Annotated in this window: 22 protein-coding genes and 1 pseudogene; 17 read left to right on the forward strand and 6 right to left on the reverse strand. The window is 71.9% G+C overall.

Features of this window, described 5'->3' with window-relative positions:
* Positions 1-206: 206 nt before the first annotated feature.
* Positions 207-1,148, forward strand: coding sequence for a lysophospholipid acyltransferase family protein (locus ACTS11_RS01300; protein ID WP_442638549.1), 942 nt, complete (start codon positions 207-209; stop codon positions 1,146-1,148).
* A gap of 3 nt (positions 1,149-1,151) precedes the next feature.
* Here the strand turns inward: ACTS11_RS01300 and ACTS11_RS01305 are convergent, their stop codons facing one another.
* The 4 genes from ACTS11_RS01305 to acnA all read right to left on the reverse strand — a co-directional run bounded on the left by ACTS11_RS01305 (position 1,152) and on the right by acnA (position 6,023).
* Positions 1,152-1,868, reverse strand: coding sequence for a DUF1223 domain-containing protein (locus tag ACTS11_RS01305; RefSeq protein ID WP_442638550.1), 717 nt, complete (start codon positions 1,866-1,868; stop codon positions 1,152-1,154).
* Positions 1,869-1,991: 123 nt separating this feature from the next.
* A complete protein-coding gene (locus ACTS11_RS01310) occupies positions 1,992-2,468 on the reverse strand; it encodes a methyltransferase (RefSeq protein ID WP_442638551.1) in 477 nt (158 codons plus the stop codon).
* An 11-nt stretch (positions 2,469-2,479) separates the two neighbouring features.
* Entirely contained in the window at positions 2,480-3,181 is a 702-nt protein-coding gene (locus ACTS11_RS01315) for an SDR family NAD(P)-dependent oxidoreductase (RefSeq protein ID WP_442638552.1), read from the reverse strand.
* A gap of 82 nt (positions 3,182-3,263) precedes the next feature.
* Positions 3,264-6,023 (reverse strand): aconitate hydratase AcnA, encoded by a 2,760-nt coding sequence (acnA, locus tag ACTS11_RS01320; protein ID WP_442638553.1) that lies wholly within the window; start codon positions 6,021-6,023, stop codon positions 3,264-3,266.
* 211 nt (positions 6,024-6,234) lie between these two features.
* On the opposite strand from acnA, the gene ccmA reads away from it, so the two are divergent.
* From ccmA to ACTS11_RS01375, 11 genes are all read left to right on the forward strand, one after another.
* Positions 6,235-6,888 carry a heme ABC exporter ATP-binding protein CcmA gene (gene ccmA, locus ACTS11_RS01325; RefSeq protein WP_442638554.1) on the forward strand — a complete coding sequence of 218 codons (654 nt, stop codon included), beginning with the start codon at positions 6,235-6,237 and terminating at the stop codon, positions 6,886-6,888.
* Positions 6,885-7,541 carry a heme exporter protein CcmB gene (gene ccmB, locus ACTS11_RS01330; RefSeq protein ID WP_442638555.1) on the forward strand — a complete coding sequence of 219 codons (657 nt, stop codon included), beginning with the start codon at positions 6,885-6,887 and terminating at the stop codon, positions 7,539-7,541. The genes ccmA and ccmB overlap by 4 nt, the downstream gene beginning before the upstream one ends.
* A gap of 129 nt (positions 7,542-7,670) precedes the next feature.
* Positions 7,671-8,402: a heme ABC transporter permease gene (locus ACTS11_RS01335; protein WP_442638556.1), complete on the forward strand. Its 732-nt coding sequence runs from the start codon at positions 7,671-7,673 to the stop codon at positions 8,400-8,402.
* Entirely contained in the window at positions 8,402-8,557 is a 156-nt protein-coding gene (gene ccmD, locus ACTS11_RS01340) for a heme exporter protein CcmD (RefSeq protein WP_442638557.1), read from the forward strand. The genes ACTS11_RS01335 and ccmD overlap by 1 nt, the downstream gene beginning before the upstream one ends.
* Positions 8,554-9,141 carry a DsbE family thiol:disulfide interchange protein gene (locus ACTS11_RS01345; RefSeq protein WP_442638558.1) on the forward strand — a complete coding sequence of 196 codons (588 nt, stop codon included), beginning with the start codon at positions 8,554-8,556 and terminating at the stop codon, positions 9,139-9,141. Before ccmD ends, ACTS11_RS01345 begins: the two co-directional genes overlap by 4 nt.
* A gap of 55 nt (positions 9,142-9,196) precedes the next feature.
* Positions 9,197-10,069: a DMT family transporter gene (locus ACTS11_RS01350; protein ID WP_442638559.1), complete on the forward strand. Its 873-nt coding sequence runs from the start codon at positions 9,197-9,199 to the stop codon at positions 10,067-10,069.
* A 69-nt stretch (positions 10,070-10,138) separates the two neighbouring features.
* Positions 10,139-11,416, forward strand: a complete 1,278-nt coding sequence (gene eno / locus ACTS11_RS01355) for a phosphopyruvate hydratase (protein WP_442638560.1) — start codon at positions 10,139-10,141, stop codon at positions 11,414-11,416.
* Between the two features lie 53 nt (positions 11,417-11,469).
* On the forward strand, positions 11,470-11,925 hold the full coding sequence (locus ACTS11_RS01360; RefSeq protein WP_442638561.1) for a GNAT family N-acetyltransferase: 456 nt from the start codon (positions 11,470-11,472) through the stop codon (positions 11,923-11,925).
* A 28-nt stretch (positions 11,926-11,953) separates the two neighbouring features.
* Positions 11,954-12,628 (forward strand): haloacid dehalogenase type II, encoded by a 675-nt coding sequence (locus tag ACTS11_RS01365; protein ID WP_442638562.1) that lies wholly within the window; start codon positions 11,954-11,956, stop codon positions 12,626-12,628.
* Positions 12,629-12,691: 63 nt separating this feature from the next.
* Entirely contained in the window at positions 12,692-13,111 is a 420-nt protein-coding gene (locus ACTS11_RS01370; protein ID WP_442638563.1) for a hypothetical protein, read from the forward strand.
* The gene (locus ACTS11_RS01375) at positions 13,108-14,061 is read left to right on the forward strand and encodes a sterol desaturase family protein (protein ID WP_442638564.1); all 954 of its coding nucleotides are present in this window, start codon (positions 13,108-13,110) and stop codon (positions 14,059-14,061) included. The genes ACTS11_RS01370 and ACTS11_RS01375 overlap by 4 nt, the downstream gene beginning before the upstream one ends.
* 1 nt (position 14,062) lies before the next feature.
* On the opposite strand, the gene ACTS11_RS01380 is transcribed toward ACTS11_RS01375, so the two are convergent.
* On the reverse strand, positions 14,063-15,121 hold the full coding sequence (locus ACTS11_RS01380; RefSeq protein WP_442638565.1) for an NAD(P)/FAD-dependent oxidoreductase: 1,059 nt from the start codon (positions 15,119-15,121) through the stop codon (positions 14,063-14,065).
* Between the two features lie 60 nt (positions 15,122-15,181).
* Between ACTS11_RS01380 and ACTS11_RS01385 the strand changes: the two genes are divergently transcribed.
* The 3 genes and pseudogenes from ACTS11_RS01385 to rarD all read left to right on the forward strand — a co-directional run.
* Entirely contained in the window at positions 15,182-15,601 is a 420-nt protein-coding gene (locus tag ACTS11_RS01385; RefSeq protein WP_442638566.1) for a cupin domain-containing protein, read from the forward strand.
* A 1,108-nt stretch (positions 15,602-16,709) separates the two neighbouring features.
* Complete coding sequence (locus ACTS11_RS01390; protein ID WP_442638567.1) at positions 16,710-17,621, forward strand: fatty acid desaturase; 912 nt, start codon at positions 16,710-16,712, stop codon at positions 17,619-17,621.
* A gap of 58 nt (positions 17,622-17,679) precedes the next feature.
* Positions 17,680-18,456, forward strand: a pseudogene (gene rarD / locus ACTS11_RS01395) (EamA family transporter RarD); the annotation flags it as partial.
* A gap of 121 nt (positions 18,457-18,577) precedes the next feature.
* Here the strand turns inward: rarD and ACTS11_RS01400 are convergent.
* Positions 18,578-19,636 (reverse strand): anhydro-N-acetylmuramic acid kinase, encoded by a 1,059-nt coding sequence (locus ACTS11_RS01400; RefSeq protein WP_442638568.1) that lies wholly within the window; start codon positions 19,634-19,636, stop codon positions 18,578-18,580.
* A gap of 97 nt (positions 19,637-19,733) precedes the next feature.
* Between ACTS11_RS01400 and tyrS the strand changes: the two genes are divergently transcribed.
* Positions 19,734-20,987 (forward strand): tyrosine--tRNA ligase, encoded by a 1,254-nt coding sequence (tyrS, locus tag ACTS11_RS01405; RefSeq protein WP_442638569.1) that lies wholly within the window; start codon positions 19,734-19,736, stop codon positions 20,985-20,987.
* Between the two features lie 406 nt (positions 20,988-21,393).
* Positions 21,394-22,315: GNAT family N-acetyltransferase (locus ACTS11_RS01410; RefSeq protein ID WP_442638570.1), on the forward strand; the 922-nt coding region annotated here is incomplete at its 3' end.

Consider the following 22,315-nt stretch of genomic DNA (forward strand, 5'->3'; position numbering starts at 1 on the left):
GGTGAACGGCTACCTCTTCTTCGGCGAGAGGCCGGACGCCTGGACGATCCTGGGCGCGCTTGTGATCGTCGGGGCCGGCGTCTATGTGTGGCACCGCGAAACGCGGGCGCGCGCCACCGCCCTGCCCGTCCACCCTGCGCCCTGAGCGAGACGCCGCGCACGGCGCCGCGCCCGCCCCCCGCGCAGCAACCGGAGCCCCCGACCCGATGCCCAAGAAGAACCGGACAGATTGGCTCGACCGTCTGGCCGACCGGGCGTTCCGGGCCACGATCTCGGCGCTGCACCTCCTGCCGTGGCGCGCGCGCATCCGGACGATGGGCTGGTTCTGCGTCCATCTCCTCGGGCCGGTGGCGGGCTATACGCGGCGGGCGGAGGAGAACCTGGCCTTCGTCTATCCCGACATGGACCGGCCGACGCGCCGCGCCGTGGCGCGGGCCGCGCTCGACAACATGGGCCGCACGATCATCGAGAACTACTCGCCCCGCGAGCAGCTCCGCGACACCGCCGTGCTGAAGCCCTCGGGCCCCGGCTGGCCCGCGATCGAGGCGGCGCGCCGGGCGCGTCGGCCGATCATCTTCGTCTCGGCGCATTTCGGCAACTGGCAGGCGGCGCGCGCGGCGCTGAACCAGCGCGGCTACGACATCGGCGGGCTCTACCGGCCCTTCAACAACCCCTACGCCAACGCCCATTACGTCGAGTCGATCGAGCAGGTGGGCGGGCGCGCCTATGCCCGCTCGCGGCGCGGCCTCGCGGCCTTCCTGCGCACGCTCAAGGACGGTGGGCAGGCGGCGATGATGCTGGACCAGTACGTCGCCGACGGCGCGATGCTCGACTTTCTCGGCCAGCTCGCGCCCACCTCGCTCTCGGCGGCGGAGATGGCCCTCCGGCACGACGCGCTGCTCGTGCCGATCTACGGCGTGCGGCAACCGGACGGGTTCTCCTTCGAGATGGTCATCGAGGAGCCGATCCCGCACACCGACCCCGTCGAGATGACGCAGGCGCTGAACGACAGCCTCGCCGACCAGATCGACGCGCATCCCGGGCAATGGTTCTGGATGCACCGCCGCTGGAAGCCGCACCGCGTGGCGGCCCGGCGCGCGCGGGAGGCGGCGGAGGCGGAGGCCGACGGCGAGGACGCCGAGGTCTGAGCGCTACTCGAGGCGCGCGACGCCCAGGATCGCGCCGTAGCCCGTCTCCTGCACGATCACGATGTGGGGCATCTCGGCGCTCGGCGCGATCCGGGCGACGAAGGGCCGGCTGCCGTCCCACTCGGCCACCACGCGCCAGTCGCGCACGACGTTGTGGTAATCCGCCACGCGGCCCGCGTTCTCGCCGCGCGAGATCTCGACGCGCTCGTGCGGCGTGAAGGCGACGAGCTGCACCACCATGTCGGGTGCGGGCGACGCGCCCGTCCAGGTCGCCTCCAGCGTGAAGGTGCTGTCGTCCGTCCGGCCGACCGCGAACTGCACGTGATCGGGCGCGGCGCGATGGGCGGCGATCAGGTCCGCGACCTCCATCGCCCGAGCGCCCATCACGCGGTCCGAGCCGCCGACGACGATCTGGGGCGTGTAGACCACGGTGGAGCCCGCTGCATGGCCGTAGCCGTGCTGCCGCTCGGTGAAGGCCGCCTGCGAGAAGGTGTCCTCCCACCCGAGGTAGTTCCAGTAATCGACGTGGAGCGACAGGCCGATCACGTCCTCCCGCCCGGCCATCTCCGCCAGCATGGCGTCGGCCGGCGGACAGGCCGTGCAGCCCTGGCTGGTGAACAGCTCGACCACGACCGGCTGCGGCGCCGCGTCCTGCGCGAGGACCGGGGAAGCGAGCCCGAATGCCGCGCCGAGCGCCACAAGTGCCAGTGTCCGTGTCATGCCTTGAAACCCGCTGCCTTCATGTCCCAAGCATTTAGGGCCTCGCGGGGCCGAGGGCCAATCAAGCATTTGCGATGGCGCGTGACCTGCAACCTGCCGGTCACAGCCCCGCCGCCGCCCCCGTCAGAGCCAGCGCCGCGTGCGCTCGAGATAGGCGTGCGCCTCGGCCCCGAAGAGCCGCCGCAGCAGCGCCTCCTCCTTCTCGATGAAGCGGACGGTGAGGACGCGGTGGAAGGCGAAGGGCAGGATCGCGGGCGTGAGCGCGCCGAGCCAGAGGACATACCCGGTCAGGAGGCCCAGGAGCCCGAGGTAGATCGGGTTGCGGCCGAGCCTGTAGGGCCCCTCGACGATCAGGGCGGAGGGCGTGTGATGCGGCTCGATCGTCGTCTTCCGCCGCCAGAACCAGAAGGCCGACCAGGCGATGAGGCCGAGCGAGGCCGCCACCAAGAGTAGGCCGGCCAAGCGCCAGACCGGCCCGAACGCCTCCACCAGCGGCAGCGCCCGGTCGAGGAGCCAGGCCAGCCCGAGAAACCCCAGCAGCCACACCGGCGGAAGGTCGGGAAAGCCCCTGAGCGGGCCGTCGAGGAGCCACCGGATCATCGCGCGTGTCCTCACAGCCGGTAGCCCCCGCTGACCGCCAGCACCTGCCCGGTGACGAAGGCCGCGTCGTCGGACAGCAGGAACGCGACGACGCCCGCGATGTCCTCGGGCCGCCCGATGCGCCCGAGGGGCGTCTCCCGCACGACCATGTCGACGATCTCGGCCGGCCGCGGCGCCTCGGTCTTTTCGATGAGGCCGGGGGCGACCGCGTTCACCCGGATGCCGAGGGGCCCGAGCTCCCGCGCGAAGGCCGCCGTCGCGCCGTCGAGCCCCGCCTTCGTCGCGGTGTAGGCGGCGGCGCCGAACGGCGGGCGGACCGCGTTCAGCGAGGAGATGTTGACGATGGCCCCGCCTGCGGTCATCGCGCCCCGCATCGCATCCATCAGCACGATGGGCGCGGTCAGGTTCACCTCGATCATCGCCCGGTGCGCCCCGGTCACTTCGCCGTCGGGCCCGGTCTCCAGCGCCGCGGCGTTGTTCACCAGCGCGTCGATCGCACCCTCGGCGCGCAGGCGCGCGACCAGCGCCTCGGCCGCGCCGGGACGCGACAGGTCGCAGGCGATCGCCCGTCCGCCGATCTCCGCCGCCAGCGCCTCCGCTTCGGCCAGCCGCGCATGCGCCGTCAGCACAACGTCCCAGCCGTCGCGCGCGAGGCGCCGCGCCACGGCCGCGCCGATGCCGCCCGCAGCCCCCGTGACCAGCACTCTCCGCATCGCCCTCTCCGCCATGTCCCCACGCAGCACGAAAAAGGGCCGGTCTGCAACCGGCCCCGTCCGTTTCGTCCTGTCGTCCCGGTCACTCGGCGGCGGCGGGCGCCTGCGCGAGGTTGCGGAGCACGTAGTGCAGCACGCCGCCATGCTCGATGTACTCGACCTCGACGGCCGTATCGATCCGGCACTTGAGCGTGATCTCCTTCGTCGAGCCGTCGCCGTAAGTGATGGTCGCAGGCACCTCGGCCAGCGGCGTCACGCTGTCGAGGCCGTGGATCGACACCGTCTCGTCGCCCTTCAGGCCGAGCGACTTGCGGGTGTCGCCGCCGGTGAACTCGAAGGGGATGACGCCCATGCCGACGAGGTTCGAGCGGTGGATGCGCTCGAAGTTCTCGGCCACGACCGCCTTGACGCCCAGAAGCGCCGTGCCCTTGGCCGCCCAGTCGCGCGAGGAGCCCGCGCCGTACTGCTCGCCCGCGAAGATCACGAGCGGCGTCCCCTCCTCCTGGTAGGCCATGGCCGCGTCGTAGATCGAGGCCTGCTTGCCGTCGGGCCCGAGCGTGTAGCCGCCTTCCACCCCGTCCAGCATCTCGTTCCGGATGCGGATGTTGGCGAAGGTGCCGCGCATCATCACCTCGTGGTTGCCGCGCCGCGAGCCGTAGGAGTTGAACTCCCGCGCGGGGACCTGGCGCTCGGTCAAGTAGCGGCCGGCGGGCGTCGTCTCCTTGAACGAGCCGGCGGGGCTGATGTGGTCGGTGGTGATCATGTCGCCGAGGATGGCGAGCACGCGCGCACCCTCGATGTTGGTGATCTTGCCGGGCTGCGCCCCCATGCCCTGGAAGTAGGGCGGGTTCTGGATGTAGGTCGAGGTCGCGGGCCAGTCGTAGGTCTCGGCTTGCGGCACCTGCACGCCCTGCCACTTCTCGTCGCCCTTGAAGACATCGGCGTATTTCGTCTGGAACGCCTCGCGGGTGACGGTCGCCTCGACGAGATCGGCGATCTCCTTCTGGGTCGGCCAGACGTCCCTGAGATAGACGTCACGCCCGTCCGGCGTCTGCGCGATCGGGTCGGTGGCGACGTTGATGTTCATGTCGCCCGCCAGCGCGTAGACCACCACGAGCGGCGGCGAGGCGAGGTAGTTCGCCCGCACGTCGGGACTGATCCGGCCCTCGAAGTTCCGGTTGCCCGACAGCACGCTCGTCGCGATCAGGTCGTTCTCGTTGATCGCCTTCGAGATCTCCGGCTGGAGGGGCCCCGAGTTCCCGATGCAGGTCGTGCAGCCGTAGCCCACGAGGTTGAAGCCGATGGCGTCGAGGTCCTCCTGCAGGTTCGCGGCCTCCAGATAGGCCGAGACCACCTGGCTTCCCGGCGCAAGCGAGGTCTTGACCCAGGGCTTGCGCGTCAGGCCCAGTTCGCGCGCCTTGCGCGCCACGAGGCCCGCGCCGATCATCACGTAGGGGTTCGAGGTGTTGGTGCAGGACGTGATCGAGGCGATCACCACCGAGCCGTCGCGGATCGTGTAGTCCTCGCCCTCGACCTTCGCGGTCTTGCGCGGATCGACCAGGGCGTCGGGCGTCGGCCCTTCCGAGGCCATGTCGGTCGCGCGGCTCGTCTCGTCCTCTCCGCGGAACTGCGCGACCACGTCGAAGAACGCGCCCGCCGCCTTGTCGAGCGGCGTGTAGTCCTGCGGCCGCTTCGGCCCCGAGATCGCGGGCACGATGGTGCCCATGTCGAGCGACAGCGTGTCGGTATAGACCGGCGCGTAGTCCGCGCCCCGCCAGAACCCGTTCTCCCTGGCGTAGGCCTCGACCAGCGCGATCACCTCCTCGGGACGCCCGGTGTTGCGCAGGTAGCGCAGCGTCTCGGCGTCGATCGGGAAGAAGCCGCAGGTCGCGCCGTATTCCGGCGCCATGTTGGCGATGGTCGCCCGGTCGGCGAGCGGCAGGTGGTCGAGGCCCGAGCCGTAGAACTCGACGAACTTGCCGACGACGCCCTTCTTGCGCAGCATCTGCACGACCTTGAGCACGAGGTCGGTGCCCGTCGTCCCCTCGACCATCTCGCCGGTCAGCTCGAAGCCCACGACCTCGGGGATCAGCATCGAGATCGGCTGGCCGAGCATCGCGGCCTCCGCCTCGATCCCGCCGGCGCCCCAGCCGTGCACCGCCGCGCCATTCACCATCGTCGTGTGGCTGTCCGTGCCCACGAGCGTGTCGGGGTAGGCCACCGTCTCGCCCGCCTGGTCGGTGTCGAACCAGACCGTCTTGGCGAGGTATTCGAGGTTCACCTGGTGACAGATGCCGGTGCCGGGGGGCACCACGCGGAAGTTGTCGAAGGCCGACTGGCCCCACTTGAGGAACACGTAGCGCTCCATGTTGCGCTCGTATTCGCGGTCCACGTTCATCTGGAAGGCGCGCGGGTTGCCGAACTCGTCGATCATCACCGAGTGGTCGATGACGAGGTCCACGGGGTTCAGCGGGTTGATCTTCTGCGGGTCGCCGCCCAGCGCCTTGATCCCGTCGCGCATCGCGGCGAGGTCGACGACCGCCGGAACCCCGGTGAAGTCCTGCATCAGCACGCGCGCGGGCCGGTAGGCGATCTCGCGCGGGTTCTGGCCGCCCATCTTCGCCCAGTCGCTGAACGCCCTGATGTCGTCCACATGCACCGTCTTGCCGTCCTCGAAGCGGAGCATGTTCTCGAGCACGACCTTCAGCGCGGCCGGCAGCTTCGAGAAATCGCCGAGCCCCGCCTCTTCCGCAGCGGCGATGGAGTAGTAGGCATAGCTCCGGTCACCGACCTTGAGCGTCTTGCGGGTCTTCGCGGTATCGTGGCCGACGGTAATGGGCATCCAAGCCTCCCTTCATCCGGTCGCGGGCTGCGTCTGTCGCGGGCATCCTCTCGCCTCACCTGCCACCGGTCCGGATTCCGTTCAAGACCGGACAGGCAGGGTGCGACACTTTTTGTATGCAACGGCATACTAAGCCGCAAGTGGGCGTCGTGACGCGGGGGGCCGGCAGGCGCTTTTCACGATGGCGGGGATGGGCTACCGCTGTGCCGCGATGTTGCTCACGGTCACAGATCTCTCCTGCGCGCGCGGCCCGGCGCAAGTCCTCGCGGGCGTCGGCTTCGGCGTGGCCGCGGGCGAGGCGCTGATCCTGAGGGGGCCGAACGGGGCGGGCAAGACCACGCTCCTGCGGACGCTCGCGGGGCTGACCCCGCCGCTGGCGGGCGACATCGACTGCGCCCCCGACGCCATCGCCTACGCGGGCCACGCCGACGGGCTCAAGGCGCAGCTCACCGTGGCCGAGAACCTGCGCTTCTGGGCCGGCGCCTTCGCCACGCGCGACATCGGCCCCGCGCTCGACGCCTTCGACCTCCACCCCCTCGCCGACCGGCGCGCGGGCGAGATGTCGGCGGGGCAGAAGCGGCGGCTCTCGCTCGCGCGCCTGCTGGTCACCGGGCGTCCGGTCTGGTGCCTCGACGAGCCGACGGTCTCGCTCGACGTCGAGAACGTCGCCCGCTTCGCGCGCGCGGTCGAGGCCCACCTCGCCACCGGCGGCGCGGCGGTCATCGCGACCCACATCGACCTTGGCCTGCCGAACGCGCGGACGCTCGACGTGACGCCCTTCATGGCCAGGCGGCTCCGCGCGGACGATCCCTTCGGCGGCGACCCCTTCGGCGGCGACCCCTTCGCGGCGGAGAGCCTGCGATGACCGGCCTCCTCCGGCGCGACCTCGCGCTCGCCGTCCGCGCGGGCGGCGGCTTCGGCCTCAGCCTCGCCTTCTTCCTGATCTTCGCCACCCTCGTCCCCTTCGGCGTCGGCCCCGCCACCATGGTGCTCGAGACCATCGCGCCGGGCATCCTCTGGCTCGGCGCGCTGCTGGCCTGCCTCCTCTCGCTCGACCGGATCTTCCAGCTCGACTGGGAGGACGGGACGCTCGACCTCCTCGCCACCGCGCCCGTGCCGCTCGAGGGCGTGGCCGCGATCAAGGCGCTCTCGCACTGGATCACCACGGGCCTGCCGCTGGTGCTGGCGGCGCCCGTGCTCGGCCTCCTCCTCAACCTGCCCCTGCCGGCCTATCCCTGGCTCGTGGCCTCGCTGGCGCTCGGCACGCCCGCGCTCTCGGCCATCGGCACCTTCGGCGCGGCGCTGACCGTGGGCATCAAGCGCGGCGGGCTGCTCCTGTCGCTCCTCGTCCTGCCGCTCTACGTGCCGACGCTGATCTTCGGCGCGCTCGCCGTGATCCGCGGCGCCGAGGGGCAGGACGCCACCACCCCCCTCCTCCTTCTCGCCGGCATCACGCTCGGCTCGCTCGCCATCCTGCCCTTCGCCGCCGCAGCGGCACTCCGCGTCAACCTGCGCTGAGCCCCGCCCCTTCATCTTTCTTCAAATACGCCCTTCGGGACCGCCCGTCCCGCACGCGCCGGGCCCCGCGTCAATCTGCGCTAGGGCGCCGCATTGAGAGCGCTCACATCGCCCCGTAAAACCCGGGCCATGGCGTCGTTCTGGGAATACGCGAACCCGCGCAAGTTCATGTCCGTCTCGGGAGCTCTCCTCCCGTGGATCTGGGGCATCGCGGCGCTGTGCCTGGCGGTCGGCCTCGTCTGGGGCTTCTTCTTCACGCCGAACGACTTCCGCCAGGGCTCGACGGTCAAGATCATCTACGTCCACGTCCCCTCCGCCATCATGGCGGTGAACGCCTGGTTCATGATGCTCGTGACCTCGCTCATCTGGCTCATCCGCCGCCACCACGTCTCGGCGCTGGCCGCCAAGGCCGCGGCGCCCGTGGGCATGGTCTTCACCGTCATCGCGCTCGTCACCGGCGCGATCTGGGGCCAGCCGATGTGGGGCACCTGGTGGGAATGGGACCCGAGGCTCACCTCGTTCCTGATCCTCTTCCTGTTCTATCTCGGCTACATGGCGCTCTGGGAGGCGGTCGAGAACCCCGACGCTGCGGCCGACCTCACCGCCGTCCTCTGCCTCGTCGGCTCGGTCTTCGCGGTGATCTCGCGCTATGCGCTGGTGTTCTGGAACCAGGGCCTCCACCAGGGCGCGACGCTCTCGCTCGACCGCGAGCAGAACATCGCCAACGTCTTCTGGTATCCGCTCGTCACCGCGCTCGCGGGCTTCGGCTTCCTGTTCCTCGCGCTGGTGCTCTACCGCACCCGGACCGAGATCCGCGCCCGCCGCCTCAAGGCCCTCATCGCCCAGGAGAGGATGGCCTGATGCCCGATCTCGGACCCTACGCCGTCGAGGTGCTGTCGGCCTATGCCGCCTCGATCCTCCTTCTTGTCGTGATCGTGATCGCCTCGGTCTGGAAGGCGCGGCGCGTCCTGCGCAAACTCTCGTCCGTCGAAGAGCGGCGCGGAAAGACGTCATGAAGTTCAACTGGCTGATGGTGCTGCCGCTGATCCTGTTCGTCGGGGTCGCGGGGATCTGGTTCTGGCAGTTGCAGAACAACCAGTTCGCCCAGCAGCAGGGCGTGGACACCACCGCGCTGCCCTCGGCCCAGCAGGGGCGCGCAGCGCCGGACCTGGACCTCGATCCGCTCGCCGACAACACGCTCCTGACCCGCGACATGCTGGAGGGGAACGGCCTCGTCGCCGTGAACTTCTTCGCCTCCTGGTGCCCGCCCTGCCGGGCCGAGCATCCGGTCCTGACGGCGCTCGCCGAGGCGGGCCTGCCGCTCTACGGCGTGAACTACAACGACCGGGTGGACCAGGCGCTGTCCTTCCTCGACGAGCTCGGCAATCCCTACGACGCCATCGGCCGCGACGACCGGGCGGGCAACGGCATCAACTGGGGCATCGTCGCCATGCCCGAGACCTTCTTCATCGACGACACGGGCACGGTCGTCCTGCATTTCCGCGGCCCCGTCACCCGGCGCGCCATCGAGAACCAGATCGCCCCCCGCCTGGCCGAGGCCGGCCACGCCCTGCCCGAGATCCCGGCCCTCACGGAATGACCCTTTCCGCCGCCGCGCCCGCGGGGTAATCCCCGAAGGACGGAGGGGACGGAAGATGGACAATCTCAAGGGCATGGCGTGGATGACGCTGGCCATGCTGGCCTTCGCGCTCACCGACATGTTCATCAAGCTCACCGTGGACCGCCTGCCCGTGGGCCAGGTCCTGATGGTCTTCGGCATCGGCGGCGCGATCGTCTTCGGCATCGCCGCCCGCGCGCAGGGGGCGCGGCTTCTCTCGCCGATGCTCTGGAGCGGGCCGGTCATGGCGCGCAACGCCTGCGAGATCCTCGGGACCGTCTGCTTCGTCATCGCGCTCTCGCAGATCGAGCTCAGCCTCCTCTCCGCCGTGATCCAGGCCAATCCGCTCCTCGTGACGCTCGGCGCGGCGCTGTTCTTCGGCGAGAAGGTCGGCTGGCGGCGCTGGCTCGCCATCGGGATCGGGCTGGCGGGCGTGCTCGTCATCATCCGCCCCGGCTATGCGGGGTTCGAGCCCGCGACGCTCTGGGCGGTCGGCGCGGTGATCGGACTCGCGGGGCGCGACCTCGCCACGCGGCCGATCCCGCGCGAGGTCTCGACGCTGCTGCTCGGCGCCTGGGGCTTCGTGGCGGTGACGCTCGCGGGGGCCGTGCTGCTGGCGCTCTCGGGCGGCGCGGCGGTGCCCGACCGGACCGAGGGCTTCCAGCTTCTCGGCGCGCTCCTCTGCTCGCTCGTCGCCTACTACGCGATCACCTCGGCCATGCGGGTCGGCGAGGTCTCGGCCGTCACGCCCTTACGTTACACGCGCCTCGTCTTCGCCTTCGTCATCGCCGCCCTCGCCTTCGGCGAGATCCCGGACGGCTGGACGCTGATCGGCGCGGCGATCGTGATCGCCACCGGCCTCTACACCTTCTGGCGCGAGGCGCAGGTGCGGCGAGCGGCCCGGGCCTGACCCCTTTTCACGCGGGGCCCGCGCCGCTAGGAACGGGCCGAAGCCTGAACCCCGAAGGGACCGGACCCCATGAGCACCATCATCGACATCCACGCCCGCGAGATCCTAGACAGCCGCGGCAACCCGACCGTCGAGGTCGACGTGACGCTCGAGGACGGCTCGATGGGCCGCGCGGCGGTGCCCTCGGGGGCCTCCACGGGCGTCCACGAGGCGGTCGAGCGGCGCGACGGCGACACGTCGCGCTACCTCGGCAAGGGCGTGCTCGAGGCGGTCGCGGCGGTGAACGGCGAACTGGCCGAGGCGCTGGTGGGCTTCGACGCGACCGAGCAGGAGGCCATCGACGCCGCCATGATCGAGATCGACGGCAGCGCGAACAAGGGCCGCCTCGGCGCGAACGCGATCCTCGGGGTCAGCCTCGCGGTCGCCAAGGCGGCGGCCGAGTTCACCACCCAGCCCCTCTTCCGCTACGTGGGCGGCACCGCGGCCCATGTCCTGCCGGTCCCGATGATGAACATCATCAACGGCGGCGAGCACGCGGACAACCCGATCGACATCCAGGAATTCATGATCATGCCGGTGGGCGCGGCCAGCCTCTCGGAGGCCGTGCGCATGGGCTCGGAGATCTTCCACACGCTGAAGAAGGAGCTGTCGGGCGCCGGCCTCTCCACCGGCATCGGCGACGAGGGCGGCTTCGCGCCGAACCTCTCCTCGGCCCGCGACGCGCTCGACTTCATCCTGCGCGCCGTCGAGAAGGCGGGCTACACGCCCGGCGACGACGTCATGCTGGCGCTCGACTGCGCCGCGACGGAATACTTCAAGGACGGCCGGTACGTCATGGAAGGCGAAGGGAAAACCTTCACCTCGGACGATAACGTGGCCTATCTCGAGGCGCTGGTCAGCGACTACCCGATCCTGTCGATCGAGGACGGCTGCGCCGAGGACGACTGGGACGGCTGGGCGACGCTGACCGAGGTGCTGGGCCACCGCGTGCAGCTCGTCGGCGACGACCTCTTCGTGACGAACCCGAAGCGCCTCGCCGAGGGGATCGAGCGGAACTGCGGCAACTCGCTCCTCGTGAAGGTGAACCAGATCGGCACGCTGTCCGAGACGCTGGCCGCCGTGAACCTCGCCCACCGCAACCGCATGACCTGCGTGATGTCGCACCGCTCGGGCGAGACCGAGGACGCGACCATCGCCGACCTCGCCGTGGCGACGAACTGCGGGCAGATCAAGACGGGCTCGCTCGCGCGTTCGGACCGGCTGGCCAAGTACAACCAGCTCATCCGCATCGAGGAGATGCTGGGCGAGACCGCGCACTACGCCGGCCGGTCGATCCTGCGGAGCTGATGCTCCGCATCGTGGAACCAAGGGGGGCGGCCCAGATGGCCGCTTTCCGAGCAATGTCATGGGATTACCGGGCGTTCCTCGCGTCCCTTCCGCCGCCCGACGACGCCGCCGTCCTGTCAGCCTACCCGGAGGAGCGGTTCCGCGCCGTGCTGGAGGCGGCAGAGGTCGCCAACCGCCCGCCGAAGGGAATGATGCGCCTCGTCCTGAAGGGCGGCGCGCCCGTCGGCTGCGGCACGGTGCAGACGCTCGCCCCCGGCGACGCCGAGATCAAGCGCGTCTGGATCGCGCCCGCCGCGCAGGGCACGGGCGCGGGGCGGCGCCTCATGGAGCGGCTGGTGCAGGACTGCCGCGACCTCGGCTTCCGCCGCATCCTGATGGACACGGGCCGCGCGCTGACGGCGGCGCAGGCGCTCTACGACCGGATGGGCTTCGTCCGGCGCGGCCCCTACCGGGAGATGCCGGAGGAGGTCGCGCGCCGCCTCGTCTTCTACGAGATGCCGCTCGACTGATCCCGCTTCGCGTGCCACCTTCGCGGCCATGCTCAAGGCCCTGATCTTCGACGTCTTCGGCACCTGCGTGGACTGGCGGGGTTCCGTCGCGCGCGAGGTGGCGAAGGTCCTCCCGGACCTCGACGCCGCCGCCTTCGCGAGCGCGTGGCGGGCGGAGTACGACCCCGCCATGGCGCGCATCCGCGACGGCGGGCGGGGATACGTGCCGCTCGACGACCTGCACCTCGAGAACCTGCACCGCGTGGCCGCCGCCTTCGGCGTGACCGCGCCCGACCACCTCAACGCGGCGTGGGAGCGGCTCGATCCCTGGCCCGACGTGGTGCCGGGACTGACCGCGCTGAAGGCGCAGCGCATCGTCGCGCCCTGCTCCAACGGGTCCATCGCGCTGATGACGCGGCTCGCGCGCTGGGGCGGGCTGCCCTGGGACTGCATCCTCGGCGCCGAGATCGCGCGGGACTACAAGCCGAAGCCGCAGGTCTACCTCGCCGCCTGCGCCGCCCTGCGCCTCGACCCCTCCGAGGTGATGATGGTCGCCGCCCACAACGACGACCTCGCCGCCGCGCGCGCGGCGGGCCTCGCCACCGGCTTCGTGCCGCGCCCGACCGAGCACGGGCCGGCGCAGGTCACGGACCTCGCCCCGGCCGCCGACTGGGACGTGGTGGCCGGGGATTTCCGCGACCTCGCCCGGCGACTCGGACCCTGACGCGGCGGCGTGTTTGACACTTCGTCCGGGCGGATGGAAACTCCCCGCGCGGAGGAGGGGACCATGCCGCTGGACGTGCTGCTGATCCTGGTCGTGGGCGGCATCGCAGGCATCGCCCTGCTGCTGCAACTCCTCGGCTATTCGCGCGCCGAGCCCTTCACCGAGGAGACCGCCCGCGCCGCCTGGGACCGGGCCGAGCCCGACGTGCCCGCGCGCGCCGTCCACCTTTCGGACGACCGCATGGCCGCGCTGGTCGAGACCGGACGCGGCCCCGCCATCGTCTGGCACATGGGCGCCGACACGACCGCGCACTGGCTGAAGGGCGCGCGCGCCTCGCGCTCGAACACCGGGCTGCGCATCCTCCTGAACGACTTCGCCGCGCCTTCCGTGCGGGTGAAGCTGTCGCCCGGCGCCACCAGCCGCTGGCTCGCCCTGATCGAGGGCGGCCAGGCAACCCCACCCGAGGAGCCGCACGCCGCATGACCGACACGCTCAGCTACCCCGACGTGGTGCAACTCGCCGTCCCGTTCTTCATCGCGCTGATCCTGGTGGAGCTTCTGTGGATCCACCTCGCCCGGCGCGGCGGCCGTTACGAGACGCGGGACGCCGTGACCTCGCTCGTCATGGGCGCGGGCAACGTGGCCGAGGGGCTGTTCCTCGGCTTCGTCGCCTGGGCCTTCTTCATGGCGCTCTGGGAGATCACGCCGCTCGACCTCGGCACCAGCGTCTGGGTCGTGATCCTCTGCTTCGTGCTGGACGACCTGCGCTACTACTGGGTGCACCGCTTCGGGCACCGCATCCGCTGGGTCTGGGCCAGCCACGTCAACCATCATTCGAGCCAGCACTACAACCTGACGACCGCGCTCCGGCAGACATGGACGGGGACCTTCACCTTCATGATGATCGTGCGCGCGCCGCTGATCCTGCTGGGGTTCCACCCGGCGATGGTGCTGTTCTGCGGGGGGCTGAACCTGATCTACCAGTTCTGGATACACACCGAGGCCATCGGGCGGATGCCGCGCTGGGTCGAGGCGGTGATGAACACGCCGAGCCACCACCGCGTCCATCACGGGCGCAATCCGCGCTACCTCGACGCCAACTACGCGGGCGTCTTCATCGTCTGGGACAGGCTCTTCGGCACCTTCGTGCCCGAGCGCGCGGACGAGAAGCCCGATTACGGCCTCGTCCAGAACCTCGGCACGTTCAACCCGCTGCGCGTCGCCTTCCACGAATGGGCCGCGATCCTGCGCGACGTGACGCGCCCGGGGCTGACCCTGCGCGAGCGGGTCATGTATGCCGTTGCGCCGCCGGGATGGAGCCATGACGGCTCGCGCCTGACCTCCGGGCAGATCAAGGCCCGCCACCTCGCCCGCCACCCGGAGGACCGGGGCACCCCCGGCTTCGCCGTGGCGCGGAGCGAGCCCGCCGAGTGAGTCAGGCGGCGAAGCGGCGCGGGTCGTAGGGGGCGAGGAGCGCGCCGAAACGGTCTCCGCCCGCGATCAGGTCCGCCACCGCCTCGCCCGCGATCGCGGCGAGCGTGACGCCCGAATGCATCACGGCGAGGAACAACCCCTCGGGCCCCGCGCGGCCGATCACCGGCCGCCCGTCGCCCGGCATCGGGCGGTTGGCGATGGCGATCCGCTGCCAGTCGAGCGCGAGGCCCGGGAACAGCGCCTCGACCGCGCCCTTCGCCTGCGCCGCCGTCGCCTCGGGGCCCAGGTCCAGCCGTTCGGCATCGTCGCCCTGGTGCGAGACGGCGCCGGGCGCGAGGATGCGGCCCGCGGCGTCCTGCCGGATCTCGCGCGCAGGCGCGACGAGGATCGTGTCCGTCACGCGCGGGACCGGGCGGCTGACCATCATCGCGCCGGGTCGGGTCAGCATCGGCAGGGCGAGGCCGTGCGGTTCCACCAGGGCGGGTGCGCCGCAGCCCGCCGCGACGATCACCGCGTCCGCCGCGACCTCGCCCCAGGTCGTGCGGAGCCCGGTCACGCGGCCCGCCCGCGCCGTCACCGCCTCGACCCGCGCGCCGAGCATCAGGCGCGCGCCTGCGTCCTCGGCCCGCGCCAGCAGCGCCCGCGCGGCGGATGCCGGCTCGACCGACCCCTCCTCCGGGAAGGCCAGCGCCAGCTCCGGCGCGACGGCGAGCCCCGGCACCCGGTCGCGGAGCGCGTTCATCCCCAGCCGCTCGACCCGGTAGCCGTGGCCCTCCAGCTCCGCCGCCTGCGCTTCGAGCCCGGCGGCGTCATGTTCCCAGCTCACCGCGCCCTGCCAGTCGAGGCCGGGCACCTCCCCGAGCCGCCGCCAGGCCGCCATCCCCTCGCGCCGCAGGCGGTGGTGGTGTGCGTCGAGGTAGAAGCTCGCGTTGATCCAGCCGAAGGAGCATTCGGTCGCCCCCCCGCCCGCCCCGATGGCGAGCACGTCGCACCCGGCCTCGGCGAGGCGGAAGGCGATGGCGGCGCCGAGGATGCCGGTTCCGACGACGACAGTTTTCATGGCCTCCTCCGGGCGTTACGGTCGAAGCCTAACCGCTCCGCCACGGGGGACCAGCCGGAAATGACCGCAGACGGGATCATCGCGACGCTCGGGCTCCAGCCCCATCCCGAGGGCGGGCACTACCGCCAGACCTGGGCGGCGGACAATGCGGGGCGGCCCACGGGCACCTGCATCTACTTCCTCCTCAAGGCGGGCGAGCGGAGCCACTGGCACCGCGTCGACGCGGCCGAGATCTGGCTCTGGCACGCGGGCGCGCCGCTGATCCTGTCGATGGCGGAGACCGAGGCGGGACCGGCGGGCGACCATCTCCTGACGCCCGACCTGACCGAAGGCCGGCCGCAGATCGTGGTGCCCGAGGGCCATTGGCAGGCGGCGCGGAGCACGGGGGACTACACGCTCGTCTCCTGCACCGTCTCGCCGGGCTTCCGCTTCGAGGGGTTCGAGCTTGCGCCCCCGGGCTTCGACATCCCGCGCGAATGACGCCCCGACCGCGCGGCGCGCGCGCGATGCACCATGAGACGGGCCCGGAGCGGCCCCGAGCGAGGGGTTCGAACGGGCCGCGAGGAGGAGCCTCGCAAGGCGCGCGCACGGGCGAGGCCGCGCGCGCGAGGCACCATGAGGCGGGCCCGGAGCGTCCCCCGAGCGAGGGCGTTTGCGCGGGCCGCCAGGAGATGGCTCGCCGGAGACGCGCGCGCGCAAGGCCCGCGCATGAGGCACTTCGGCCAGGCCCCTGAAAGAGGCCATCAGAACCGCTCGAGCGGGGGCGCTCGGCGGGAGCCTCGCGAGAGGCGCCACGCGAGCGACGCCCCGTGAGGGAGGCCCTTTGATGGAGGCCCCGCGGCGGAGGCGCCGTGGCGGAGGCGCCCCATGATCGGGGCCTCGTGACCCGGGCCTTGTGACGGGGGCGCCGCGCCCCATCATCCGGACCAAGGCCTCCTGACCGAGGCGCTGCGGCCGAGACCCCGCACCTCCGCTCCCCAGTCGAGGATCACTGCGCACCCCCCCTGTCCAGCTTCTTGCTCAGCCCCCTGCCCAAGCCCTCTGCCCAAGCCCCCTGCCCAAGCCCTCTGCCCAAGCCCTCTGCCCAAGCCCTCTGCCCGACGTCCCCCGCAAACGCCCCTTGAGGGCGACCCCGCGGCTGGGGCACCTTGATCGAGGCCCTCGCGTGGGGCCGCAGCCCCTCGAGGCACCGTGACCGAAGCCCCCGGCCACCCCGCCTCCGTCAGGGAAGCCCACCCCCCCCCGCAAACGCCCCTTGAGCGGGACCCCGCGGCTGGGGCACCTTGGCGATGGCCCTCCCGTGGGGCCGCATCCCCCGAGGCCCCGTGACCGAAGCCCCCGACCACCGCGCCTCCGTCAGGGAAGCCCACCCCCCGCAAACGCCCCTTGAGCGGGACCCCGCGGCTGGGGCACCCTGACGGAGGCCCTCCCGTGGGGCCGCATCCCCCGAGGCCCCGTGACCGAAGCCCCCGGCCACCGCGCCTCCGTCAGGGAAGCCCACCCCCCCGCAAACGCCCCTTGAGCGGGACCCCGCGGCTGGGGCACCTTGGCGATGGCCCTCCCGTGGGGCCGCATCCCCCGAGGCCCCGTGACCGAAGCCCCCGACCACCGCGCCGTCCTCGCCGCGCTCCCGCCCGAGCGGCGCGCGTCGCTGACCGAGCGGTCGGACCGCGCGGGCCTGATCCACCTTGCGGGGCATCTGGGGGCGATCGTCCTCCTCGGGCTGCCGGTCGCCCTGCAACTCCCGTTCTGGCCGCTCTTCCTCATGCCGCTCGGCATCGCGCAGGTGTTCCTCTTCACGCTGTCGCACGAATGCACGCACCGCACGCCCTTCCGCACCGGCTGGATCAACGACGCGGCGGGCCACGCGGTCAGCCTGCCGCTCGTCCTGCCCTTCGCGTGGTTCCGCGCGTTCCACCTCGCGCATCACCGCTTCACGAACGACCCCGACCGCGACCCCGAGCTCGAGGGCGGCCCGCGCCCCGGCACGGCGGGAGCGCTGGCCTGGCACCTGACGGGGCTGCCCTACTGGTGGGGCATGGCGAAGCTTGTCTGGGCCAACGCGCGCGGCCGCCTCGACGCGCCCTACCTGCCCGAGGGACGCAAGCCCGCCATGATCCGTGAGGCGCGCGTGCTCCTCGGCCTCTACGGGCTGATCGGCCTGAGCCTCCTTCTCAGCCCGCTGGCGCTCTGGCTCTGGATCGTCCCCGCGCTGCTCGGGCAGCCCTTCCTGCGGGTCTACCTCCTGGCCGAGCACGGGCGCTGTCCGCCCGTCGCCGACATGCTCGAGAACTCGCGCACGACCTTCGCGAGCCGCCTGACCCGCGCGCTGGCCTGGAACATGCCCTTCCACGCCGAGCACCACAGCTATCCCGACGTGCCCTTCCCCCGCCTGCCCGACCTGCACCGGGACCTCGCGCCGCACCTGCGTACGACCGCGCCCGGATACCCGGCCTTCGCGCGGGACTACGCCGCCTCGCTCCCCCATCGCGCGCCGTGATGGGAGACATTCCCATTTCCGTCTCGCAGCGGCCCGCGCCCTGCGCTAGGCCCGTGCCATGACGACCCCAGCCCAGCACTCCGGTGACACGCCCGCAGGCTTCGCCTTCGCGGTCTCGGCCTATGTCCTCTGGGGCGGGCTGCCGATCTACATGAAGGCGATCGAGCACATTCCGCCGGTCGAGATCATCGCGCACCGCGTGCTGTGGTCGGTGCCGGTCGCGGGGCTCGTGCTCATCGCGCTCCGCCGCACCTCGGACCTCGGGCGCGCGCTCCGCGACCCGCGCATGGTGGGGATGGCGGCGCTGACGGCGACGATGATCAGCCTCAACTGGGGCGTCTACGTCTGGGCCATCGCCAACGATCACGCCCTCGACGCCGCGCTCGGCTACTACATCAACCCGCTCTTCTCGGTGCTTCTCGGCGCGGTCGTCCTGCGCGAGAGGCTCGCGCCCGCGCAATGGGTCGCGGTCGGCCTGGCCGCCGTCGCCGTCGCGATCCTGACCGTGGCCTCGGGCGTCGTGCCCTGGGTCGCGCTGGTGCTCATGGGGTCCTTCGGGATCTACGGCTACCTCAGGAAGACGCTGCCCATCGGCCCGAACCAGGGCTTCCTGCTCGAGGTGCTGCTCCTTTCGCCCTTCGCGCTGGCCTATGTCCTGTGGCTCGGGCCGGAGGGGCATTTCCTGACGACCGGCCGCTTCGACACGCTCATGCTGATCGGCTGCGGCGTGGTGACGGCGGTGCCGCTGATCCTCTATGCCAACGGGGCCAAGGGGCTGAAGCTCTCGACCATCGGCATCCTGCAATACATCGCGCCGACGCTCATCATGCTGGTGGCCGTCTTCGTCTTCGCCGAGCCCTTCGGCCCGGCCCGCGCGGTAGCCTTTCCGCTGATCTGGCTGGCGCTGGTGATCTACACCGTCTCGCTGGTGCGCACTGCGCGGGCCCGCGCGCGGCCTAGGGGACCGAGCGCCGCCCGCCGCCCACGGGGGCCGCGACGCCCGTGCTTCCCGGCGCGCTCGTCGGCATCCCGTTCAGCACGCGCGCGGCGAGATAGGCGAAGGCCTGCGCCTCGAGGAAGTCGCCGTCGAGGCCCACCGCCTCGACCGCGTGGACCGGGCATTTCAGCGCCGCGCGGAGGCCCGACATCATCGCCCCGTTCCGCCTCCCGCCCCCGGTGACCAGAAGCTGCGCGGGCGCCTCGGGCAGGTGGACCATGGCCCGCGCCACCGACGCCACCGCGATGGCGGTGAGCGTCGCGACCGCATCCGCGTCGGGCAACGGCGCCAGAACGTCGAAGAGATCGGCGAAATCGTTCCGGTCGAGCGACTTCGGCGGCATCCGCGCGAAGTAGCGCGCGCCCATCGCCGCCTGCACCACGTCGCGCGCGACGCGGCCGGTCTTCGCGAGCGCCCCGTCCGCGTCGAAATCGCCGAGGCCGCGCGCGCGCATCACGTCGTCGATGGGCGCATTCGCGGGCCCCGTGTCGAAGGCGAGGAGCGCGCCGGGCGCCTCGGGCGCCTCCGCCTGCGGATCGGCCCAGGTGATGTTGCCGACGCCGCCGAGGTTGAGGAAGGCCAGCGGCCCGCCCGCCCCGATCAGCCGCGCGCAGGCCCAGTGGTAGAAGGGCGCGAGCGGCGCGCCCTGCCCGCCCATCGCCATGTCGGTCGAGCGGAAGTCCCAGACGACCATCCGGCCCGTCAACTCCGCGAGCCGCGCGCCGTCGCCCGCCTGGTGCGTCCGCCGGTTGTCGGGATCGTGGGAAAGGGTCTGGCCGTGGAAGCCGATGGCCGCCACGTCCTCGAGCCCTGCGCAGACCTCGGCATGGGCCGCCTCCACGACACGGGCGGCGGCCTCGGCCCTGTCGTCGCCGGGCCAGGTGCCGAGGGCCTCGCGGATCGTCGCGCGCTCGGTCGCGGAATAGGGGCGATAGCGCGTCTCGCCGAGCGCCAGGATGTCTAGCCCGTCGGTGTCGACCACGGCGAGGTCGACGCCGTCCATGGAGGTGCCCGACATGCATCCCGCGATGCACCGGACCGTCCTTTCGCGCCCCTTCCCCTTCATCCCCTCGCCCGCTATAGCCCGTCGAGGCCGAAGAATGGACGTGACGGACATGACCTACCAGCCCAAATCCGACTTCCTTCGCATCGTCATCGAGCGCGGTTTCCTCGCCGATTGCAGCGACCTCGAGGGGCTCGACGCACGCCTCCTCGCGGGTCCGGTGACGGCCTATATCGGCTATGACGCCACGGCGAAGTCGCTGCACGTCGGCCACCTTCTGAACATCATGCTCCTGCGCTGGTTCCAGACGACCGGGAACCGGCCGATCACGCTGATGGGCGGGGGCACGACGAAGGTGGGCGACCCCTCCTTCCGCGCCGACGAGCGCCCGCTCCTGACGGCCGAGGCGATCGATGCCAACATCGACAGCCTCAAGAACGTCTTCGCGAAGTATCTCGACTATGGGACGGGCGCGACCGGCGCGGTGATGCTGAACAACGCCGAGTGGCTCGACGGGCTGAACTACCTCGAGTTCCTGCGCGACATCGGGCGGCACTTCTCGGTCAACCGGATGCTCTCCTTCGAGAGCGTGAAGTCGCGCCTCGACCGGGAGCAGAGCCTGAGCTTCCTCGAATTCAACTACATGATCCTGCAGGCCTACGACTTCCTCGAGCTGCACCGCCGCGAGGGGTGCCTGCTGCAGATGGGCGGCTCGGACCAGTGGGGCAACATCCTGAACGGTGTGGACCTCGCGCGCCGGGTGATGGACGCAGAGCTCTTCGCGCTGACCACGCCGCTCCTGACCACGTCGGACGGCAAGAAGATGGGAAAGACCGCGCAAGGTGCCACCTGGCTCAACGCCGATCTCCTTTCGCCCTACGAGTTCTGGCAGTTCTGGCGCAACGCGACGGACGCGGACGTGGGCCGGTTCCTCAAGCTCTACACCGAGCTTCCGCTGGCCGAGTGCGAGCGGCTCGGCGCCCTCGGCGGGTCGGAGATCAACGCGGCCAAGATCGTGCTGGCGAACGAGGTCACGGCGCTCTGCCACGGGCGGGAGGCGGCGGAGGCCGCCGAGGCCACCGCGCGCGAGGTCTTCGAGCGGGGCGGCATGGGCGAGGACCTGCCCACCCTCTCGCTCAGCGCGGCCGAGGTCGGCGACGGCATCTCCATCGTCCAGCTCATCACCCGCACGGGCCTGGCGAAGTCCGGCAAGGACGCCAAGCGCCTGATCGCCGAGGGCGGCGCGCGGATGAACGACGCGGCGCTCACCGACGCGGGCCTCGTGCTCGGCACCGCCGACCTCGCCAGCCCGCTGAAGCTCTCGGCCGGCCGCAAGCGCCACGCGCTCGTCGTGCTCGAGGGCTGAGCGGGCCTTGGTGATCGCGCCCTCGGGTCCTGACCGGCGAAGAGAGGACACCCGCGCCGACAGCGTGGAGGCAGCGCGGCATTCTGCTGTCACCGGGTCCTGCCCAACCTCCGACCCGAGGAGAGCGCATTCCTAGCGGACTGCGCGGCGGCACGCCCGGAAGGCTTCGGCGCAGCGGCCCCAAGGGCTCGGGCGTTGCGCCCGGCGGGCCCTGGCAACACCGGGGACACACCGGGCAGGCCCCGGGCCCGCGCACATCGACCGCGGCGGGGGGCACGACCCGGACGGGCGCCGTCCGCGCGGACCTCGTGGGCCGATCTGGCTCCCGGTCGGCTGCGGGCGCGTCATTCCCCCGGATCGCGGCGTCTTAACCCCGGATTCACCACGCGCGCAGAGCATCCGGGGCATGGTTCCCGATCCTCCCGCCCGTCGCCCCCTGCCCGATCTCGCGCCGCTCCAGCAATCGGAGGTCTGGGCGGAGGCGCTCCGGCGCCTCGGGGCGGAGGTGGTGGGGCTCGGGCCGGACACGGGCGGCCATGCCGTCCTGCGCACCCTTCCGCTGCTCGGCCGCACGGCGATGATCACGCGCGGGGGCACGGGGATCTCCGTCGCGGCCGCACGTGGGCTCCGCGCGGCGCTCGGCGCAAGGCACCTCGTGATCCACGCCGAGACGGAGCGCGACGGCGAGGCGCTCGCCGGGGCGGGGTTCCGGCGCATCGCCCCGCCGCGCCGTGTGGCGGAGCTCGACCTCGACGCGCCGCCTGAGGTGCTGGCCGCGCGGATGTCGGTCAAGTGGCGCAACCGGCTGCGCCACGCGCTCGGGCAGGGCCTCGAGGTGCGCCGCCGCCCGATGCCTCCCGATCCGCGCCACTGGCTCTTCGCGGCGGAGGCGGAGGCCGCGCGCCGCCGCCGCGTCCGGCCGATGCCGCCCGTCCTCGTGGCCGCCCTCTGCGACGTGGCGCCCGGCACTGGACAGATCTTCACCGTCACCCGCCGGGGGGAGCGTCTGGCCGCCATGCTGTTCCTCCGCCACGGCGACGCGGCGACCTACCAGACCGGCTGGACCTCCGCCGCGGGGCGCGCGCTGTCGGCTGGCAACCTCTGCCTCTGGCGCGCGATGGTCGAGCTGCGGGAACTGGGTGTCGCGCGGATCGACCTCGGCGCGGCGGATGCGGGGCTCGCGCCCGGCCTCGCGCGGTTCAAGACCGGGGCGGGCGGCGTCGTCCGTCCGCTGGGCGGAAGCTGGCTCCGCTCCGCCTGGCTGCCGGGCCCGCGGGCGCCCCGCTTCAGCCGAGCGATCCCGCGCGCCCGCCGCCTCCGCGCGCTCA

The organism is Roseicyclus sp., assembly GCF_052168335.1.
Lineage (GTDB): Bacteria > Pseudomonadota > Alphaproteobacteria > Rhodobacterales > Rhodobacteraceae > Roseibacterium.

Bases quoted from the DNA above. Each gene is read 5' to 3' on its own strand.
- ACTS11_RS01300 (WP_442638549.1), top strand. From the start codon at position 207: ATGCCCAAGAAGAACCGGACAGATTGGCTCGACCGTCTGGCCGACCGG.
- ACTS11_RS01305 (WP_442638550.1), bottom strand. From the start codon at position 1,868: ATGACACGGACACTGGCACTTGTGGCGCTCGGCGCGGCATTCGGGCTC.
- ACTS11_RS01310 (WP_442638551.1), bottom strand. From the start codon at position 2,468: ATGATCCGGTGGCTCCTCGACGGCCCGCTCAGGGGCTTTCCCGACCTT.
- ACTS11_RS01315 (WP_442638552.1), bottom strand. From the start codon at position 3,181: ATGCGGAGAGTGCTGGTCACGGGGGCTGCGGGCGGCATCGGCGCGGCC.
- acnA (WP_442638553.1), bottom strand. From the start codon at position 6,023: ATGCCCATTACCGTCGGCCACGATACCGCGAAGACCCGCAAGACGCTC.
- ccmA (WP_442638554.1), top strand. From the start codon at position 6,235: ATGTTGCTCACGGTCACAGATCTCTCCTGCGCGCGCGGCCCGGCGCAA.
- ccmB (WP_442638555.1), top strand. From the start codon at position 6,885: ATGACCGGCCTCCTCCGGCGCGACCTCGCGCTCGCCGTCCGCGCGGGC.
- ACTS11_RS01335 (WP_442638556.1), top strand. From the start codon at position 7,671: ATGGCGTCGTTCTGGGAATACGCGAACCCGCGCAAGTTCATGTCCGTC.
- ccmD (WP_442638557.1), top strand. From the start codon at position 8,402: ATGCCCGATCTCGGACCCTACGCCGTCGAGGTGCTGTCGGCCTATGCC.
- ACTS11_RS01345 (WP_442638558.1), top strand. From the start codon at position 8,554: ATGAAGTTCAACTGGCTGATGGTGCTGCCGCTGATCCTGTTCGTCGGG.
- ACTS11_RS01350 (WP_442638559.1), top strand. From the start codon at position 9,197: ATGGACAATCTCAAGGGCATGGCGTGGATGACGCTGGCCATGCTGGCC.
- eno (WP_442638560.1), top strand. From the start codon at position 10,139: ATGAGCACCATCATCGACATCCACGCCCGCGAGATCCTAGACAGCCGC.
- ACTS11_RS01360 (WP_442638561.1), top strand. From the start codon at position 11,470: ATGTCATGGGATTACCGGGCGTTCCTCGCGTCCCTTCCGCCGCCCGAC.
- ACTS11_RS01365 (WP_442638562.1), top strand. From the start codon at position 11,954: ATGCTCAAGGCCCTGATCTTCGACGTCTTCGGCACCTGCGTGGACTGG.
- ACTS11_RS01370 (WP_442638563.1), top strand. From the start codon at position 12,692: ATGCCGCTGGACGTGCTGCTGATCCTGGTCGTGGGCGGCATCGCAGGC.
- ACTS11_RS01375 (WP_442638564.1), top strand. From the start codon at position 13,108: ATGACCGACACGCTCAGCTACCCCGACGTGGTGCAACTCGCCGTCCCG.
- ACTS11_RS01380 (WP_442638565.1), bottom strand. From the start codon at position 15,121: ATGAAAACTGTCGTCGTCGGAACCGGCATCCTCGGCGCCGCCATCGCC.
- ACTS11_RS01385 (WP_442638566.1), top strand. From the start codon at position 15,182: ATGACCGCAGACGGGATCATCGCGACGCTCGGGCTCCAGCCCCATCCC.
- ACTS11_RS01400 (WP_442638568.1), bottom strand. From the start codon at position 19,636: ATGTCGGGCACCTCCATGGACGGCGTCGACCTCGCCGTGGTCGACACC.
- tyrS (WP_442638569.1), top strand. From the start codon at position 19,734: ATGACCTACCAGCCCAAATCCGACTTCCTTCGCATCGTCATCGAGCGC.